The following is a 15646-nucleotide window of genomic DNA, read 5'->3' as shown; positions in this document are numbered from 1 at the left end:
CCGTTTCGGCGAAAGACGAACGCTCCGCGCGGCGGGTTTTCCGGAAGCTTGCGTCCGGTGGCGGTCTTATCGCCTTACCGCAGCGCCTCCGGCGGGCAGGCTGTCCCGGCGGAACAGTCCTGGAACGGTCCGAGTATCCCCCTCGACCCTGGCTGAAGGCTTTGACAGCCCCCACCCCGCTCCCTCCGCTCCCGCCGCCGCTTCGGATCGCCGGCCGAGCGAGCCTCCCTTGCGACGGGACCCGCAGAGTCTCGCACGGGCCCCACATGCGGCGCGCAAATGACGCTGCAATTCTTTATTTCCGTGGAAAAACAATGGGCGGGTCGCAGAAATTGCTGTGTCTGTAGATTTTTACCTCGCACTCCCCGCAAGGTCATTCCACCAGGATCAGTCCTTCAGCGCCCGACCGGCCACCACGGCCTTCGCGCCGAATCTCGCCCTGAGCCGGTCGATGGCGGTCTCGGTCTTCAGGGCTCGCGTCTCGGCGGTTTCGAAAAGGGCGTGGGAGTCCACTGCGTCGACGACTTCGGCCATGCCGATGCCGATCAGGCGATAGGGACGACCCAGCTCCGGCGCCATCAGCTCCCGTCCGGCGGCGAACAGGGCCCGGGCCGTCTGCACCGGCTCGGGCAGGGAGATGCGGCGGGTGACGATCCTGAAGTCGGTGCGGCGCAGCTTCAGCACCAGCACCCGGCTGGCCACGCCGTCGCGTCGCGCCTTGGACGCCAGCTTCTCGCACAGGGGCCAGAGTTCGGCTTCGAGGTCTTCGGCGGAGGTCAGGTCCTCGTTGAAGGTGGTCTCGGCGCTCATGCCCTTGCGCTCGTGGCCGGGACTGACCGCGCGGGCGTCGCGACCGTGGGCCAGGTCGTGCAGCCGCAGGCCGGTCTCGCCATAGCGTTTGACCAGGTCGCGCAGATCGGCGGCGGCAAGGTCGCCGACGGTGGCGTAGCCGTCGCTGTTCAGGGTTTTCGCGAACACCGGCCCGACCCCCGGGAGGATGCGGATCGATTTCGGCGCCAGAACCGCGGCGGCCTCCGATCCCAGGACCGAGAAGCCGCGCGGCTTGTCCAGTTCGGACGCCACCTTGGCGAGGAAGCGGTTGGGCGCCAGGCCGATGGAGACGGTCAGGCCGGTCTCGGTCTCGATCCGCTGTTGCAGGCGGATCAGCTGGAAGGCGGGAGGGCCGCCGTTCAGCCGCTCGGTGCCGGACAGGTCGATCCAGGCCTCGTCGAGCGACAGGGTCTGGACCAGCGGGGTCAGTTCGCGCACCGCGCCGAAGATGGCCGCGCTGGCGGCGACGTATTTGCGGAAGTCCGGCTTGATGACGACGGCCTCGGGGCAGGCCTTCAGCGCCTTGAACATCGGCATGGCCGAATGAACGCCGTACTGGCGGGCGACGTAGCAGCAGGTGGAGACCACGCCGCGCCTGCCGCCGCCGACGATGACCGGCTTGTCGCGCAGCTCGGGCCGATCGCGCTTCTCCACCGAGGCGTAGAAGGCGTCGCAGTCGAGGTGGGCGATGGACAACCGGTCCAGATCGTCGTGCTGAACCATGCGGCGGGAACCGCAGGCGGGGCACCGTTCGACCTTGCGGTCGCCGGTCCAGAGGCAGTCGCGGCAGATGGCTTTCATGCGGGCGGATTGTGCCTGAGGCGATCGCGGCTCGCCATCGCCATCCTTGGGCGCGGATGGCGAGACCCGAGGTTCATCACAAAGGACACGAAGAAGAGAAAAGCCACGAAGGCCACGAAGGGGCCGGCGTCTCGTGGCCGCGCGCAGCTCCCTGTTTTCCCGAATGTTGGAATGCCTGCGGCGCCTCGCGCTCGATCCCGTCGTGTTCCTTTGTGGGTCCTTCGTGTCCTTCGTGACGAACCAGCGCCACCCAAACGAGACGCGACGCCCGACTTTCGAGCGTCCTCTCCGGCATGGCCGCGCTTCACCCCAACTTAAGACCCCCGGGGTCACAGTGCACGAAGAAGGCGAAAAGCCTCCGTGCAGCCGCACTTCGCGAGGCGACAGGCCAGGTGATGATGTCCAAGAAAGTCCTCATCGTCGAGGATAACGAACTGAACATGAAGCTCTTTCATGATCTGCTCGATTCCCAGGGCTATGAGACCCTGCAGACCCGCGAGGGTCTTCAGGCGCTGGCCCTGGCGCGCCTGCACAAGCCCGACCTGATCCTGATGGACATCCAGCTGCCCGAGATCAGCGGGCTGGAAGTCACCAAATGGCTGAAGGACGACGAGGAGCTGAGCCACATTCCCGTCGTCGCGGTCACCGCCTTCGCCATGAAGGGGGACGAGGAGCGCATCCGCCAGGGCGGGTGCGAGGCCTATATCTCCAAGCCGATCTCGGTGATGCATTTCCTCGACGTGGTCCGGAAACATCTGGGGTAGCAAGCGATGACGGCGCGTATCCTTGTCGTTGACGACGTCGAACCGAACGTCCGCCTGCTCGAGGCCAAGCTGACGCTCGAATACTATGAGGTGCTGACCGCCTGCGACGGGCTGACGGCGCTGCAGATCGCCTCCGACGAGCGGCCCGACATCATCCTGCTGGACGTGATGATGCCCGGCATGGACGGGTTCGAGACCTGCCGAAGACTGAAGGCCGATCCGGTGACGCGGCATATCCCGGTCGTTCTGGTGACCGCGCTGGACGGGCGCGAGGACAAGATCAAGGGCCTGGACGCCGGGGCCGACGATTTCGTCACCAAGCCGATCGACGACGTCATCCTGTTCGCCCGCGTCCGCTCCCTGCTGCGGCTCAAGTCGGTGATGGACGAACTGCGCGAACGCGAGGAGAGCGGCCGCCGGCTGGGCGTCGACACCGACGGCGCCGGGCGGTTGCGCGGGTCGGGCGGGCGGGTGCTGATCGTCGACGACAATGCCCGCCAGGCCCAGAAGATGGTCGAGCATCTGGGCGGAGAGCATCGCGCGACGATCGAGAGCGACCCGGCCGCGGCCCTGATCGCCGCGCGCGGACCCGTCGATCTGATGATCGTCAACGTCTCGAGCGCCGAGTTCGACGGGCTGCGCTTCGTCGCCCAGATTCGCTCGACCGAGGCCTCGCGACGGATGCCGATCCTGGCGGTGGTCGACCAGGCCGACCGACCGCGCCTGCTCAAGGCGCTGGAGCTGGGGGTCAACGACATCCTGCCGCGCCCGGTCGATCCGGAGGAGCTGGAGGCGCGCACCCGCACCCAGATCAAGCGCAAGCGCTACGCCGACTTCCTCAAGCAGAAGCTGGACTACAGCCTCGAGATGGCCGTCACCGACGCCCTGACCGGCCTGCACAACCGCCGCTACATGGCCGGCCAGCTGCAGGCCCTGGTCAGCCGGGCCGGGCAGGGCGGCGAGACCGTGGCCGTGCTGGTCATGGACATCGACCATTTCAAGCTGGTCAACGACGGCTTCGGCCACGACGCCGGGGACGAGGTGCTGCGCGAATTCGCGGTGCGTCTGGCCACCAATGTCCGCGCCATCGACCTGCCGTGTCGCTTCGGCGGCGAGGAGTTCGTGGTGGTGATGCCGGGCGCCAGCCTGGAGGCGGCCACGCGCGTCGCCGACCGCATCCGCCGCGACGTGGCGGCCCAGCCCTTCCCGATCATGAACGGGGCCGAGGGCCTGACCATCACCGTCTCGGTGGGCGTGGCGGCCTGCACGGGCGACGGCGACACGCCGGAGGCCCTGCTCAAGCGGGCCGACGAGGGGGTGTACGAGGCCAAGTCGCGTGGACGGAACCAGGTGATCGCAAGGGCGGCCTAGGGCCGTTACCGGCTCATCCAGGGCCTGGACTTGCCGGCGGCTATCCGCGCCGCCTGCTCGCGCTGGAATCGGCCGCCCCGGGGCGGCCCGGCCCGCGCGGCGATCGTCGCCTGCTTCAACCGCAATGCCCGCTGGACGGGGCTCTCGGAAGGCGTTGAAGGGACCTGTGGTTCGTCGGTCGGATCACTCATCCCGGCAGTCTAGCACGCCAAAGAAAAACGCCCGGCGTTTCCACCGGGCGTCTTCAAATCCAGCAGGGCGCAGCCCTTACTTGATCTTGCCTTCCTTGAACTCGACGTGCTTGCGCACGACGGGATCGTATTTCTTGACGACCATTTTCTCGGTCATGGTCCGGGCGTTCTTCTTGGTGACGTAGAAGAAGCCGGTGTCGGCCGAGGAGTTCAGGCGGATCTTGATGGAAGCCGGTTTGGCCATCGGGAATTACCTCTGCGACGGCGAAAGCCGCTAAAATAAGAGGCGCGGAACATACTCAGGCGCGACCGGAAGTCAACGCCGGTCTGCGGCGGTCCAGTCGCCGAGCCGCCGGACCGTGGCGCAGGCGGGGGAGCCGTCCTTGCCGCGGCCGGGCAGATGGACCACCAGAACGGCGCCGGGGGCCAGCAAGGCCGGCGGGATGTCGTGGATGTCGATCTTGGCGCGGCGGCTCCACGGGCTGGCGTGGTCGCCGGCGGAGATGCCGATTCGGATATAGACGAAGCGGCGCGTCGGGCCCTCGCGGCGCACGAAGGGGCCGGTCATGCGGCCGTCTGGCTGCAGGGTGATCGGAAGCTCGAACGAGATCGGGCCATCGCCGGCGGTGAGGGGCCCGAACGGCATGTCGTCCTTCTGGAGGCTGTAGCGCACCCCGGGGACCGGATCGTCGATGGTGAGGCGAAGCGTCACGGTGTCGGCCATGGCGGCAGGTTAGGCGAGACGGGCGGGCCGTGCCAACCTGACCCCATGAAACAGATCTCCGTTCTCGCCGCCGCCATCGCCCTGTCCGCCTGCGCCACGGCGCCCGCGCCGGTTTCGCCGCAGGACGCCTTCTTCGCCAGGCTGACGGCCCTGTGCGGCCAGAGGTTCGAGGGGCGGGTGGTGACCACGGACGCGGCGGACGCAGACTTCGCCCGATCCCGGCTGCTGATGCACGTGCGGGACTGTTCGGCCAATGAGGTCCGGATTCCCTTCCGGGTCGGGGAGAACCGGTCCCGCACCTGGGTGATCACCCGGACGGCCTCGGGCCTGCGCCTCAAGCACGATCACCGGCACGAGGACGGGACCGAGGACGAGCTCAGCCAGTACGGCGGCGACACCACGGACGCCGGCACGGCGACGCGTCAGGAATTTCCCGTCGACCAGTTCTCGAAAGACCTGTTCACGCGCCGCAACGCGACGGTGTCGAACACCAATGTCTGGGCCGTCGAGGTCGAGCCCGGGCGGATCTTCGCCTATGAGCTGCGTCGCCCCAATCGCCACTTCCGGGTCGAGTTCGACCTGACCCGGCCGGTCGTTGAATAGGGCCTAGCCGGCCGCCATCACGCCGCAGACCACGCGGTCGCCGGCGCCGCCGATGGGCTGGCTGATCTGGTCGTCCATGCTGGCGTGGATGACCAGGGCCGATCCGTCGGCGTCCCACAGCCACTGGCCTGGGCCGTCGCGGGCGATGCGGGCGCGGGTGGTGAAGACCTCGGCGTTGGCGCGGCCTCCCGCGTCGGCGAAGATGTTGGGCAGGTCGCCGTCGTCGGGGCCGCCGGGGTTGAGCAGGCCGTGCGGCGCCTTCGGCTCGCCGTGGTTGATATGGCCGCCCGCCGAGGTGAAGGGCGCGGCGCACTGGCCTGTGGCGTGGATATGGACGCCGTGCCAGCCGGGGGTCAGGCCCTCGGCCTCGATGCGGATCAGCAGGCCGGTCGACCCTTGCGTCAGGATGGCCCGGCCGACCCGCGCGCCGGTGGAATTCATCAGCGTCGCCTCGCCGAAATCGCCGATGGAGGCGCGGTCGGGTCGGTCGGAATGGCCCACGGCCGTCACGCTGACGCAGGCCCCCAGGGCGGTCAGCAGGGGCAGGGCGGCGAGGGCGGCGAGGCGGGCGGGGCGCATGGTCTGGACTCCTTGTCAGGACGGAGCGTTTCCGGCCGGCTTCGCTTTGCCTCCGGGGTCCCCGGATGCTAGAAAACCCGTTCGCGGATCACGTTCCGATTCCGGCCATTTAAAGCCTGATTTCCTTGACTGACGACAGCTACAACGACGCGCTTCCCCCGGTCTCGGGCGGCGGCGGCGGCGACATCTCCACCATCACCATCGAAGACGAGCTGAGGCGCTCGTATCTCGACTACGCCATGAGCGTGATCGTGTCCCGCGCCCTGCCGGACGCGCGCGACGGGCTGAAGCCCGTGCACCGCCGCATCCTGTATTCGATGCACGACCTGAAGATGACGCCGGACCGGCCGTATTCGAAGTGCGCCCGGGTGGTCGGCGACGTGCTGGGGCGGTTCCACCCGCACGGCGACGCCTCGGTCTATATGGCGCTGGTGCGCATGGCCCAGCCGTTCTCGATGGGGCTGATGCTGGTCGACGGCCAGGGCAATTTCGGCTCGGTCGACGGCGATATGCCGGCCTCGATGCGTTACACCGAGGCCCGGATGGCCCCGGCGGCCTCGGCCCTGCTGACCGACATCGACAAGGACACGGTCGATTTCCAGCCGAACTACGACGAGAAGGAACTGGAGCCCGTCGTCCTGCCGGCGCGGATCCCCAACCTGCTGGTCAACGGCGCGGGCGGCATCGCCGTCGGCATGGCCACCAACATCCCGCCGCATAACCTGGGCGAAATCATCGACGCCTGCGTGGCCCTGCTGGACGATTCGAACATCTCGGACGACGCCCTGCTGGACATCGTGCCCGGACCCGACTTCCCGACCGGCGGCGAGATCATGGGCCGGACGGCGCCCCGCAACGCCCTGCGCGACGGGCGCGGCTCGGTGGTGGTGCGCGGCCAGGCGACGATCGAGACGATCCGCAAGGATCGCGAGGCCATCGTCGTTACCCAGCTGCCCTATCAGGTCAACAAACAGACCCTGATCGAGCGCATCGTCGAAATGGTCCGCGAGAAGCGGATCGAGGGCATTTCCGACGTCCGCGACGAATCCGACCGCGACGGCATGCGGATGGTGATCGAGCTGAAGCGTGACGCCTCGGCCGATGTGGTGCTGAACCAGCTGTGGCGCTTCACGGCGATGCAGAGCTCGTTCGGCGTCAACATGCTGGCCCTGAACCACGGCCGCCCGGTGCAGATGGGACTGCGCCAGCTGCTGGAGGCCTTCCTGGAGTTCCGGGAAGAGGTGGTCGTCCGTCGCATCAAATTCGAACTGGCCAAGGCCCGCGATCGCGGCCACGTGCTGGTCGGCCTGGCCGTGGCCGTGGCCAATATCGACGAGGTCATCCACATCATCCGCAGCTCGGCCGATCCGGCCGAGGCGCGCGAGCGTCTGCAGGCCAAGAGCTGGCCGGTGGGCGACATGATCGCCCTGATCGAGCTGATCGCCGACCCCCGCTCCATGCTGGTCGACGGCGACAAGCTGAACCTGACCGACGAACAGGCCCGCGCCATCCTGGGCCTGACCCTGAGCCGCCTGACCGGCCTGGGCCGCGACGACATCTTCGGCGAGGCGCGCGGCCTGGCCGACACCATCCAGGGCCACCTGACCCTGCTGAGCGACCGCGCCAACATCCTGGCCGTGATCCGGGCGGATCTGCTGGACGTGAGGCAGGAGTTCGCCGTTCCCCGCCGGACCCTCATCGGCGAGGGCGATTTCGAGCTGGAGGACGAGGACCTGATCCCGCGCGAGGACATGGTCGTCACCGTCACCCACGGCGGCTACGTCAAGCGCGTGGCGCTGAACGCCTACCGGACCCAGCATCGCGGCGGCAAGGGCCGTTCCGGCGTGGCGATGAAGGAGGACGACGCCGTCGTCGGCGTGTTCTCGGCCTCGACCCATACGCCGGTGCTGTTCTTCGCCACCAACGGCAAGGCCTATAAGCTGAAGACCTGGCGTCTGCCGCTGGGCAATCCGCAGTCGCGCGGCAAGGCCTTCGTCAACCTGCTGCCGATCGAGCCCGGCGATTCGATCATGAACGTCCTGCCGCTGCCCGAGGACGAGGCGGACTGGGCGAACTACGACATCATGTTCGCCACCCGGTCGGGCGACGTGCGCCGAAACAAGCTGAGCGACTTCGCCACCGTCAACCGGGCCGGCAAGATCGCCATGAAGCTGGAGGACGGCGACCGGATGGTCGGGGTGGCCCTGTGCACCGCGGAGGACGACGTCATGCTGACGACCGCCCTTGGCCGCGCCATCCGCTTCAAGGCCGACGACGTGCGCGTGTTCAAGGGCCGCGATTCGACCGGCGTGCGCGGCGTGCGCCTGCAAGAGGGCGACGAGGTCATCTCCATGGCCGTCCTGGGCCGGGTGGACGCCACGCCCGAAGAACGCGCCGCCTACGTCAAACACGCCAACGCCATGCGGCGCGCGGCGGGCGATGAGGACGAGACCCCGGCCGAGGCGGACGACGAGGCCGTCGGCGAGGCCGCCCTGTCGGTCGACCGCATCGCCGAACTGGGCGCGGCCGAGCAGTTCATCCTGACGGTCACCGAGACCGGTTTCGGCAAGCGTTCGTCGGCCTATGAATACCGGCGCACCGGCCGGGGCGGGCAGGGGCTGACGGCCCATGGCCTGGGCGGCCGCGCCGGCGACCGTCTGGCCGCCTCCTTCCCGATCGAGGACAGCGACGAACTGCTGCTGGTCACCTCGGGCGGGCAGATGATCCGCACGCCGGTCGATCAGGTCCGCGTCGTCGGCCGCTCCAGCCAAGGCGTGACCATCTTCCGCACGGCGGAGGGGGAACGGGTCGTCTCGGTCGAACGCCTGCCCGACAGCGGCGGCGGCGAGGACGGCGCGGTCGGGGACGAGGCGGACGGCGAGGGCGGCGAAGGCTGATCCATGGCGGACGCCGTTGAACTGAGCGTCGACGGCGCGCCGGCCACCCTGGACGACCTGACCCATGTCGCCCTGATCAACTACGGCGCCTACACCTCATTCCGGGTCGAGGATGGGGGCGTACGCGGGCTGGACCTGCATCTGGCGCGACTCGATGCCGAGGCGGTCGAGCTGTTCGGGGAGCCGGTCGGCGAGCCCCGTCTGCGAGCGCTGATGCGGACGGCCGTGGCCGGACGCGGCGATTGCTGGCTCCGGGTCAGCCTGTTTTCCCCCGGGGTCGGGCCGCGCACGCCCGACTGGACCGGTTCTCCCAAGGTCATGATCGCCGCCTCGCCGCCGCCGCCGCCCCTGGCCGACAGCGTGCGGCTGGAAATTCGGGCCTACGCCCGCGAGGCGCCGCATCTGAAGCATGTCGCGACCTTCGGCCTGATCCGCGCCCGGCGGGCGGCGCGCGCCGCCGGCTTCGACGACGCCATCTTTGTCGATTCAGCAGGACAGGTTTCCGAAGGAAGTCTCTGGAATATTGGTTTTCTTTCTGGAAGCGAAGTGGTCTGGCCGCAGGCTCCCATGCTGGCGGGAGTGGCCCAGTCGCTGGTGCAACGCGGCCTCGGTCCTTCGGGCCTGACGGGCAGGACCGCCCCGGTTCACGTGGACGATCTGCGGGACTTCGACGGCGCCTTCATCTGCAACAGCGCAACGCCGGCCTGCGCCGTCGTCGCGGTTGGAGACCATGGGTTCGCCACGTCGCCCGCGATGATCGACCGCCTTCGGGCCGCCTGGGGGTCCAACCCCGTCCAACCGATCTAGGCTGTCGGAGCGGCGCCTGCTAAACGACCGGAAAGGCGGGGAGGATCGCCATGCGCATCGGCCTGTATCCGGGCACATTCGACCCCGTCACCAACGGGCATATGGACATCATCGGGCGCGCCGTGAAGCTGGTCGACCGGCTGGTCATCGGCGTGGCGCGCAATGACGACAAGGGCCCGCTGTTCACCACCGACGAACGGGTGGTGATGGTTCGCGCCGAGGTCGCCCATCTGGGCCCCAGGGTCGAAGTCCAGCCCTTCGACAGCCTGCTGATGCATTTCGCCGAGCAGCTCGGCGCGGGCATCATCGTGCGGGGGCTGCGCGCCGTCTCCGACTTCGAATACGAATTCCAGATGACGGCGATGAACCAGCGCCTCAATGCCGACATCGAGACGGTCTTCCTGATGGCCGATCCGCGGCACCAGGCCATCGCCTCGCGGCTGGTCAAGGAGATCGCCCGCCTGGACGGCGCGATCGACAGTTTCGTCAGCCCCGCCATCGCCGAAATGGTCCGGGCCAAGGTCAAGGAATAGAATGAACTTCAAGATCGCAACGGCCGCCGCGCTTTCGGCGGCGCTACTCGCCGGGGCCGCGCCCGTTTCGGCCCAGGCGCCGGCCGCCGCCGAGTGGCGCGCGGTCGCCGCCGAGAACCTGCTGGTCATCGACACCGCCAAGGGCCGCATCCTGGTCGAACTGGAGCCGCGCATCGCGCCCCTGTCGGTCGAGCGCGTCAGGACCCTGGCCGACAGCGGCTTTTACGACGGCCTGAAATTCCACCGGGTGGTCGAAGGTTTCATGGCCCAGACCGGAGATCCGCTGGGCACGGGCGCGGGCGGCAGCGACCTGCCGGACATTCCCGGCGAGTTCCAGTTCCGACGGGGGCGCGACATGGGCTTCGCCACTGTCGCGACGGGTCCGGGGGGGCAGCTGGGCGTCGCCGGCTCCGTGCCCGTGCTGACCCAGCCCGACGCCCAGATGATGGTCACGTCCGATTTCAAGGCGGCGGCCCAGGCCCTGTTCTGTCCCGGCGTCGCGGGCATGGCGCGCAGCCAGGATCCGGACAGCGCCAACAGCCAGTTCTTCCTGATGACCGGAAGCAACGAAAATCTGAACGGCCTCTATGCGCCCTTCGGGCGGGTGGTGGCGGGAATGGACGTGGTCAAGGCGCTGAAGCCCGGCGACGAGACCGCCAACGGTCGGGTCGACGATCCCGACGTGATGACGCGGGTCCGCACCGCCGCCAGCCTTCCCGAAAGCCAGCGCCCGGCCGTCCGCGTCATGACCCCGTCCAGCCCGGCCTTCGCCGCCCTGGTCGACCGGGTCCGGACCGAGCGGGGCGCGGCGTTCACGGTTTGCGACGTCCAGCCGCCGGCAGAGGTGACCGGCGGATGAGGGCGTCAGGGGAGGGATGGATGAAGACGATGCCCGGCCTCGCGGCCTCGCTGGCCGTGATCGCGGCGCCGGCCGCGGCCCAGGAAGTCGGCGGGCCCCCGCCTCCGCCGGCGGCCCCGACGCCGGAGACCACGGTCCCCGCCGCGGAATGGCGGACCGTTCCGGCGGAGAACCTGCTGGTCATCGACACCACGCGCGGCCGGATTCTGGTGGAGCTGACGCCCGAGGTCGCGCCGCTGCACGTCGAGCGGATCAAGCTGCTGGCGCGGCGCGGCTTCTACGACGGCGTGCCATGGCACCGGGTGATCGACTGGTTCATGGCCCAGACCGGCGATCCGCTGGGCACGGGCGACGGCCAGAGCCCCTATCCCGACCTCAAGGCCGAATTCACCTTCCGGCGCGACCCGTCCATGCCCTTCGCGGCCGTGGCCGAGCCGGCCGGGGCGCGGGTCGGCTTCTTCCACTCCCTGCCGGTCCAGACCCAGCCCGACGCGGCCTTCGCCCTGACCGGAGACGGCAAGGTTCACGGCTGGGGCCTGTACTGCCCCGGCGTGGCCGGCATGGCGCGGGACGAGGGCAATGACACGGCCAACAGCCAGTTCTTCCTGATGCGCCAGGCCTATCCGGCCCTCGACAAGCGCTACACCATCTGGGGCATGACGGTGTCCGGCCTCGACGTGGTGCGCAGCCTGCGCGTCGGCGACGGCGACAACGGCATGGTCACGGCCGAACCCGACCGCATGACCCGGGTCCGCATCGCCGCCGACATCGCCGGGGCGGAACGGCCGGCGGTCCAGGTGCTGGCGACGGACTCGCCGCGCTTCCGGGCCATGGCGGACGAGGTCCGGACATCGCGGGGGGCCGACTTTTCGGTCTGCGACCTGACCTTGCCGGTGCAGGTGACCAACTAGCCGGGCGCCCCGTCCGCGCGGGGCGGGGAGGCCCCGCGGCTCCGGCGGCGCGGGCGGCGTTTCGGCTTTCGATCCTCGCGCATCTGTTGCAGCAGCAGGCCCTCGCGCAGGCCGCGATCCGCGACCCGGACCCGTTCCGAGGGCCAGGCCCGCTGGATCGCCTCCATGATGGCGGCGCCCGCCAGCACCAGGTCGGCGCGGTCGGGGCCGATGCACGATTCGGCCGCGCGACCGGCAGGCCCCAGACGCTTCAGGGTGTCCGCCGCCTTCTCGCAGTCGCCCCGCGTCATCCACAGGCCGTCGACGAGGTTGCGCTGATAGCGTCGCAGCCCGAGGTGAATCCCCGCCAGACTGGTGATCGCGCCCGAGGTCCCGACCAGATGCGCCCGCCCGCCCGTGAACACCTCGCGCAGGGCCGGATCGACCGGGGCCGAGGCGATGGCGGCGCCCATGTCGGTCACCATGGCTTCGTACCAGTCGTCCAGCGCGCCCGCCGGCTCCGGATGTCGTTCGGCGAGGGTGACGACGCCCATGGGGGCGGACATCCAGCCGGCCAGCGCGAACCCGCCGTCGCGTTTCCTCAACCAGCTCAGTTCGGTCGAGCCGCCGCCGACGTCGACGACCAGCACCGCCTCCGCCGACTGGTCGAACAGGTTGAGACAGCCCTCGACGGCCAGCCGGGCCTCCTCCACGGGATCGATGACGCGCAGTTTCAGCCCGGTGCCGACGCGCACCCGTTCGATGAAGGCCGCGCCGTTATCCGCCTGCCGGCAGGCCTGGGTCGCGACGGCCATCAGGCGCGAGGAGTCCACGCCCTTTTTAGCGACCCGCTCCCCGCACAGCACCAAGGCCTCATAGGCCCGCTCCATCGCCGCATCGTCGAGCCGCCCGGTGCGGGACAGGCCCTCGCCCAGGCGAACGATGCGGCTGAAGGAATCGACCACGCGAAAGCCGTCGCGCGACGGCCTGGCGATCAGCAGCCGGCAATTGTTTGTCCCCAGGTCGAGGGCGCCATAGAGGGGCGCCTCGCGACCCGACGCCCCTGGTCCGCCGAAGGCGCCGCCGCGGGCGCGCTGTCCGTCGGACCGTCGGGACTGGGACCGGTCGCCGCGCCGCGGCGCGTCGTCGGTCTCCGGCATCGGCCGAACTTTCAAGGTGGGCGGTCCGAAACGGCGCCCGTCCCCGCCACTCTAGAGCCGTGGAAACCTCCGCGCCAAGCGTGTCTGTCACGAAAATGAACGGCGTGACGCGGATAAGGCTCAGGTCGGGTCCGGCATTGTCCCGCCATGACCCGGCAAACCATCGCGAAATTCGGCCTCGGCCAGATCGTCCGTCACCGCGACGCCGCCTTTCGCGGCGTGGTGATCGACATCGACGCCTGTTACGCCGGCCGGCCGGGCGAGACCGGAGAGATCGCGCCGGATCAGCCCTTCTACCAGGTCCTCGCCATCGGGCCGGACGGCGGCTTCGTCGCCTATGCGGCCGAGGCCGCGCTGGAGCACGATCCCGAGCTCTCGGCCCTGACCCTCGAGGCGGAGCGCCGCTGGTTCACCATCGACGCCAGGGGCCGCCACGCGCCCAAGCCCTGCGCGATTCACTGAGCGGCGCTGGCGCGGGCCGCGCGGCGGGCCTAGATTGACCGCAAGGGTCCCTCAGAGCCCGAAGGTTGCAGGAGCGCGTCCATGTCCGACTTCGAGCACGTGTTCGACGCGCCGCCGGAAGGCGCCGCCGACGACTGGACCATCCCGCAGGACTGGGCGTCCTACACCGACATCGAGCACCGCACCTGGGACACGCTGTACGCCCGGCAGATGAAGATCCTGCCCGGCCGCGCCGCCGATGTCTTTCTCAAGGGGCTGACGGCGCTGGATCTCAACACCGGCGGCATTCCCGACTTCGCCGTCATGAACCCCAAGCTCCAGGCCCTGACGGGCTGGACCGTGGTCTGCGTGCCCGGACTGGTGCCCGACGACGTCTTCTTCGACCACCTGGCCAACCGCCGCTTCCCCTCGGGCCAGTTCATCCGCAAGCCGGACCAGCTGGACTATCTGCAGGAACCGGACATCTTTCACGATGTGTTCGGCCATGTGCCGATGCTCTCCGACCCCGATTTCGCCGCCTATATGGAGGCCTATGGCAAGGGCGGGCAGCGGGCGGCCTCGCTGGGCGTGCTGCAGAACCTGGCCCGGCTGTACTGGTACACCGTCGAGTTCGGTCTGATGCAGGACACGGACGGGCTTCGCATCTACGGCGCGGGCATCGTCTCCTCGGCGACCGAGAGCGTCTTCTCGCTGGAGGACCCGTCGCCGAATCGCCTCGGCTTCGACCTCGAACGGGTGATGCGGACCCTCTACCGGATCGACGACTTCCAGCAGGTCTATTTCGTCATCGACTCCATCGAGCAGCTGAAGCGCGACACCCTGCAGGATTTCGGCCCGATCTACGGGCGGCTGAAGGGCGCCGGCGACATCGCCATCGACGCCATCCTGCCGACCGACCGGGTCTTCACCCGCGGCACCCAGGCCTATGCGGCCCGGGGCGGCCGGTTCGCCGCCTGACGTTCAGGCCTGACCCCCAGCAGCAGACCGGGCCAGCCCAGCCGCCGCGCGACTTCGTAGGCCAGGAAGCAGGCGGCGAAGGTGGCGCCGATCAACAGGCCGGCCTCGGCCGCCAGCGGCAGGCGCAGCGGCGCCAGATGGTGACCCGCCACCACGATGACGGTCTGGTGGACGATGTAGAACGGGAAGACGCCGACGGTCAGATAGCGCAGCACGGGACCGCCGCGGTTCAGATGCCGGGCCCCGAAACCGAGGATGGCGGCGATGAAGGCCCATTGGTCCGCCGCATAGACCACCCGCATGAGCCGACGCAGGGCGAGGGCCGGCATGGCGTCCTCGGCGCGGTATTCCCAGGCGTAGCCGGCCCAGGCCGCCCAGGCGGCGAGGGCGAGGATCAGCGCCGGCCAGCGCAGGCGGATGAAGCCCGCGCGGAGGGTTTCGGACCGGGCCGTGAGGAAGCCGAACAGGAAGGCGCTGAACGACAGGGCGTGATTGTACCAGTCGTTGACCAGGTCGTGGCTGATCTCGAACCGGGAGGCCAGGCCCCAGCGGATCGCGGCCAGGAAGACGATCGGCCAGAGCAACAGGCCCCAGCCCTTCAGGCCGCGCTCCAGCAGGCCGCCGAGGGCGCGCAGACGACCGGACGACAGGGCCAGCAGCCCGGCCAGGAGCAGGCTGTAGACCAGCAGATAGGCCACGAACCACATGTGGTTCCAGGTCGGCGTGACCAGGCAACCGTCGGCGTCGCACCAGTTGCCCGAGGCCGTGGCGTAGCGGACCCAGAAGTCGGCGGTGAAGGCGTTGTGATAGGCGTCGGCCTGCGGCGCGACCCGGCCGAGGGCCTCGACGATCTCGTAATAACTCTGGGGCGGCACGATCACGAACATGGCGAACAGCAGCGGCGGCAGCAGCCGCAGGGTCCGCGAACCGGCCAGCCGCCCCGCCCCCACGCGGCCGTCCCGGGCCGGGCTGTCGGCGAGGAAGCGGGTGGCGGCGCCGGACACGAGGAACAGCAGGGTCAGCCGCCATGGATTGGTCAGCTGCATGACCGGCTCGAGCGCCTCGACCTCGTGGCTGGACTTCACATGCCAGTCCCACGGCACGTAGAACATGCCGACGTGATACAGAATCAGCAGGAAGAAGGCTCCGACCCGGATCCAGTCCAGATCGTGGCGGCGGTCCGACGAGGGGGCGAGGGATGAGGCGGACAAGGGCGG

General features: G+C 69.2%; 17 protein-coding genes. 10 read left to right on the top strand and 7 right to left on the bottom strand.

The window, feature by feature from the left end:
• Nucleotides 1-387 precede the first annotated feature (387 nt).
• Complete coding sequence (locus Q8Q71_RS02560) at nt 388-1632, bottom strand: DNA polymerase IV (protein WP_305758066.1); 1245 nt, start codon at nt 1630-1632, stop codon at nt 388-390.
• Nucleotides 1633-2030: 398 nt separating this feature from the next.
• On the opposite strand from Q8Q71_RS02560, the gene Q8Q71_RS02555 reads away from it, so the two are divergent.
• Both Q8Q71_RS02555 and Q8Q71_RS02550 read left to right on the top strand, forming a co-directional pair.
• Nucleotides 2031-2396 carry a response regulator gene (locus Q8Q71_RS02555; protein WP_055830736.1) on the top strand — a complete coding sequence of 122 codons (366 nt, stop codon included), beginning with the start codon at nt 2031-2033 and terminating at the stop codon, nt 2394-2396.
• 6 nt (nt 2397-2402) lie between these two features.
• A complete protein-coding gene (locus tag Q8Q71_RS02550) occupies nt 2403-3767 on the top strand; it encodes a PleD family two-component system response regulator (protein ID WP_305758065.1) in 1365 nt (454 codons plus the stop codon).
• 5 nt (nt 3768-3772) lie between these two features.
• Here Q8Q71_RS02550 and Q8Q71_RS02545 read toward each other — a convergent pair whose 3' ends face one another.
• The 3 genes from Q8Q71_RS02545 to Q8Q71_RS02535 all read right to left on the bottom strand — a co-directional run bounded on the left by Q8Q71_RS02545 (nt 3773) and on the right by Q8Q71_RS02535 (nt 4682).
• Nucleotides 3773-3958 carry a hypothetical protein gene (locus tag Q8Q71_RS02545; protein WP_305758064.1) on the bottom strand — a complete coding sequence of 62 codons (186 nt, stop codon included), beginning with the start codon at nt 3956-3958 and terminating at the stop codon, nt 3773-3775.
• 76 nt (nt 3959-4034) lie between these two features.
• A complete protein-coding gene (gene rpmG / locus Q8Q71_RS02540) occupies nt 4035-4202 on the bottom strand; it encodes a 50S ribosomal protein L33 (protein WP_055830646.1) in 168 nt (55 codons plus the stop codon).
• A gap of 72 nt (nt 4203-4274) precedes the next feature.
• Nucleotides 4275-4682 (bottom strand): DUF5990 family protein, encoded by a 408-nt coding sequence (locus Q8Q71_RS02535; RefSeq protein WP_305758063.1) that lies wholly within the window; start codon nt 4680-4682, stop codon nt 4275-4277.
• A 45-nt stretch (nt 4683-4727) separates the two neighbouring features.
• Between Q8Q71_RS02535 and Q8Q71_RS02530 the strand changes: the two genes are divergently transcribed.
• Nucleotides 4728-5285 carry a hypothetical protein gene (locus tag Q8Q71_RS02530; protein ID WP_305758062.1) on the top strand — a complete coding sequence of 186 codons (558 nt, stop codon included), beginning with the start codon at nt 4728-4730 and terminating at the stop codon, nt 5283-5285.
• Between the two features lie 3 nt (nt 5286-5288).
• Here the strand turns inward: Q8Q71_RS02530 and Q8Q71_RS02525 are convergent, their stop codons facing one another.
• Entirely contained in the window at nt 5289-5864 is a 576-nt protein-coding gene (locus tag Q8Q71_RS02525; protein ID WP_305758061.1) for a superoxide dismutase family protein, read from the bottom strand.
• A 125-nt stretch (nt 5865-5989) separates the two neighbouring features.
• On the opposite strand from Q8Q71_RS02525, the gene gyrA reads away from it, so the two are divergent.
• Genes gyrA through Q8Q71_RS02500 form a run of 5 tightly spaced genes read left to right on the top strand, consistent with a single transcriptional unit; the run spans nt 5990 to nt 11871 of the window.
• A complete protein-coding gene (gene gyrA, locus Q8Q71_RS02520; protein ID WP_305758060.1) occupies nt 5990-8761 on the top strand; it encodes a DNA gyrase subunit A in 2772 nt (923 codons plus the stop codon).
• Between the two features lie 3 nt (nt 8762-8764).
• Nucleotides 8765-9568 carry an aminotransferase class IV gene (locus Q8Q71_RS02515; protein ID WP_305758059.1) on the top strand — a complete coding sequence of 268 codons (804 nt, stop codon included), beginning with the start codon at nt 8765-8767 and terminating at the stop codon, nt 9566-9568.
• Nucleotides 9569-9618: 50 nt separating this feature from the next.
• Nucleotides 9619-10101: a pantetheine-phosphate adenylyltransferase gene (gene coaD / locus Q8Q71_RS02510; protein ID WP_305758058.1), complete on the top strand. Its 483-nt coding sequence runs from the start codon at nt 9619-9621 to the stop codon at nt 10099-10101.
• A 1-nt stretch (nt 10102) separates the two neighbouring features.
• Nucleotides 10103-10960, top strand: coding sequence for a peptidylprolyl isomerase (locus tag Q8Q71_RS02505; RefSeq protein ID WP_305758057.1), 858 nt, complete (start codon nt 10103-10105; stop codon nt 10958-10960).
• 20 nt (nt 10961-10980) lie between these two features.
• A complete protein-coding gene (locus Q8Q71_RS02500) occupies nt 10981-11871 on the top strand; it encodes a peptidylprolyl isomerase (RefSeq protein WP_305758056.1) in 891 nt (296 codons plus the stop codon).
• Here Q8Q71_RS02500 and Q8Q71_RS02495 read toward each other — a convergent pair.
• A complete protein-coding gene (locus tag Q8Q71_RS02495; protein ID WP_305758055.1) occupies nt 11868-13010 on the bottom strand; it encodes a Ppx/GppA phosphatase family protein in 1143 nt (380 codons plus the stop codon). The two genes, Q8Q71_RS02500 and Q8Q71_RS02495, sit on opposite strands and share 4 nt — an antisense overlap.
• A 147-nt stretch (nt 13011-13157) precedes the next feature.
• Between Q8Q71_RS02495 and hspQ the strand changes: the two genes are divergently transcribed.
• Together hspQ and phhA are read left to right on the top strand one after the other, a co-directional pair.
• A complete protein-coding gene (gene hspQ / locus Q8Q71_RS02490) occupies nt 13158-13472 on the top strand; it encodes a heat shock protein HspQ (protein ID WP_305758054.1) in 315 nt (104 codons plus the stop codon).
• 81 nt (nt 13473-13553) lie between these two features.
• Nucleotides 13554-14429 (top strand): phenylalanine 4-monooxygenase, encoded by an 876-nt coding sequence (gene phhA / locus Q8Q71_RS02485; RefSeq protein ID WP_305758053.1) that lies wholly within the window; start codon nt 13554-13556, stop codon nt 14427-14429.
• On the opposite strand, the gene Q8Q71_RS02480 is transcribed toward phhA, so the two are convergent.
• Nucleotides 14396-15640, bottom strand: coding sequence for an acyltransferase family protein (locus Q8Q71_RS02480; protein WP_305758052.1), 1245 nt, complete (start codon nt 15638-15640; stop codon nt 14396-14398). The genes phhA and Q8Q71_RS02480 overlap by 34 nt on opposite strands.
• Nucleotides 15641-15646: the final 6 nt, after the last annotated feature.

The organism is Brevundimonas sp. (genome assembly GCF_030704825.1).
GTDB lineage: Bacteria > Pseudomonadota > Alphaproteobacteria > Caulobacterales > Caulobacteraceae > Brevundimonas.
The sequence above is the reverse complement of the archived record's forward strand: the minus strand, read 5'-3'. Positions and strand labels throughout refer to the sequence as shown.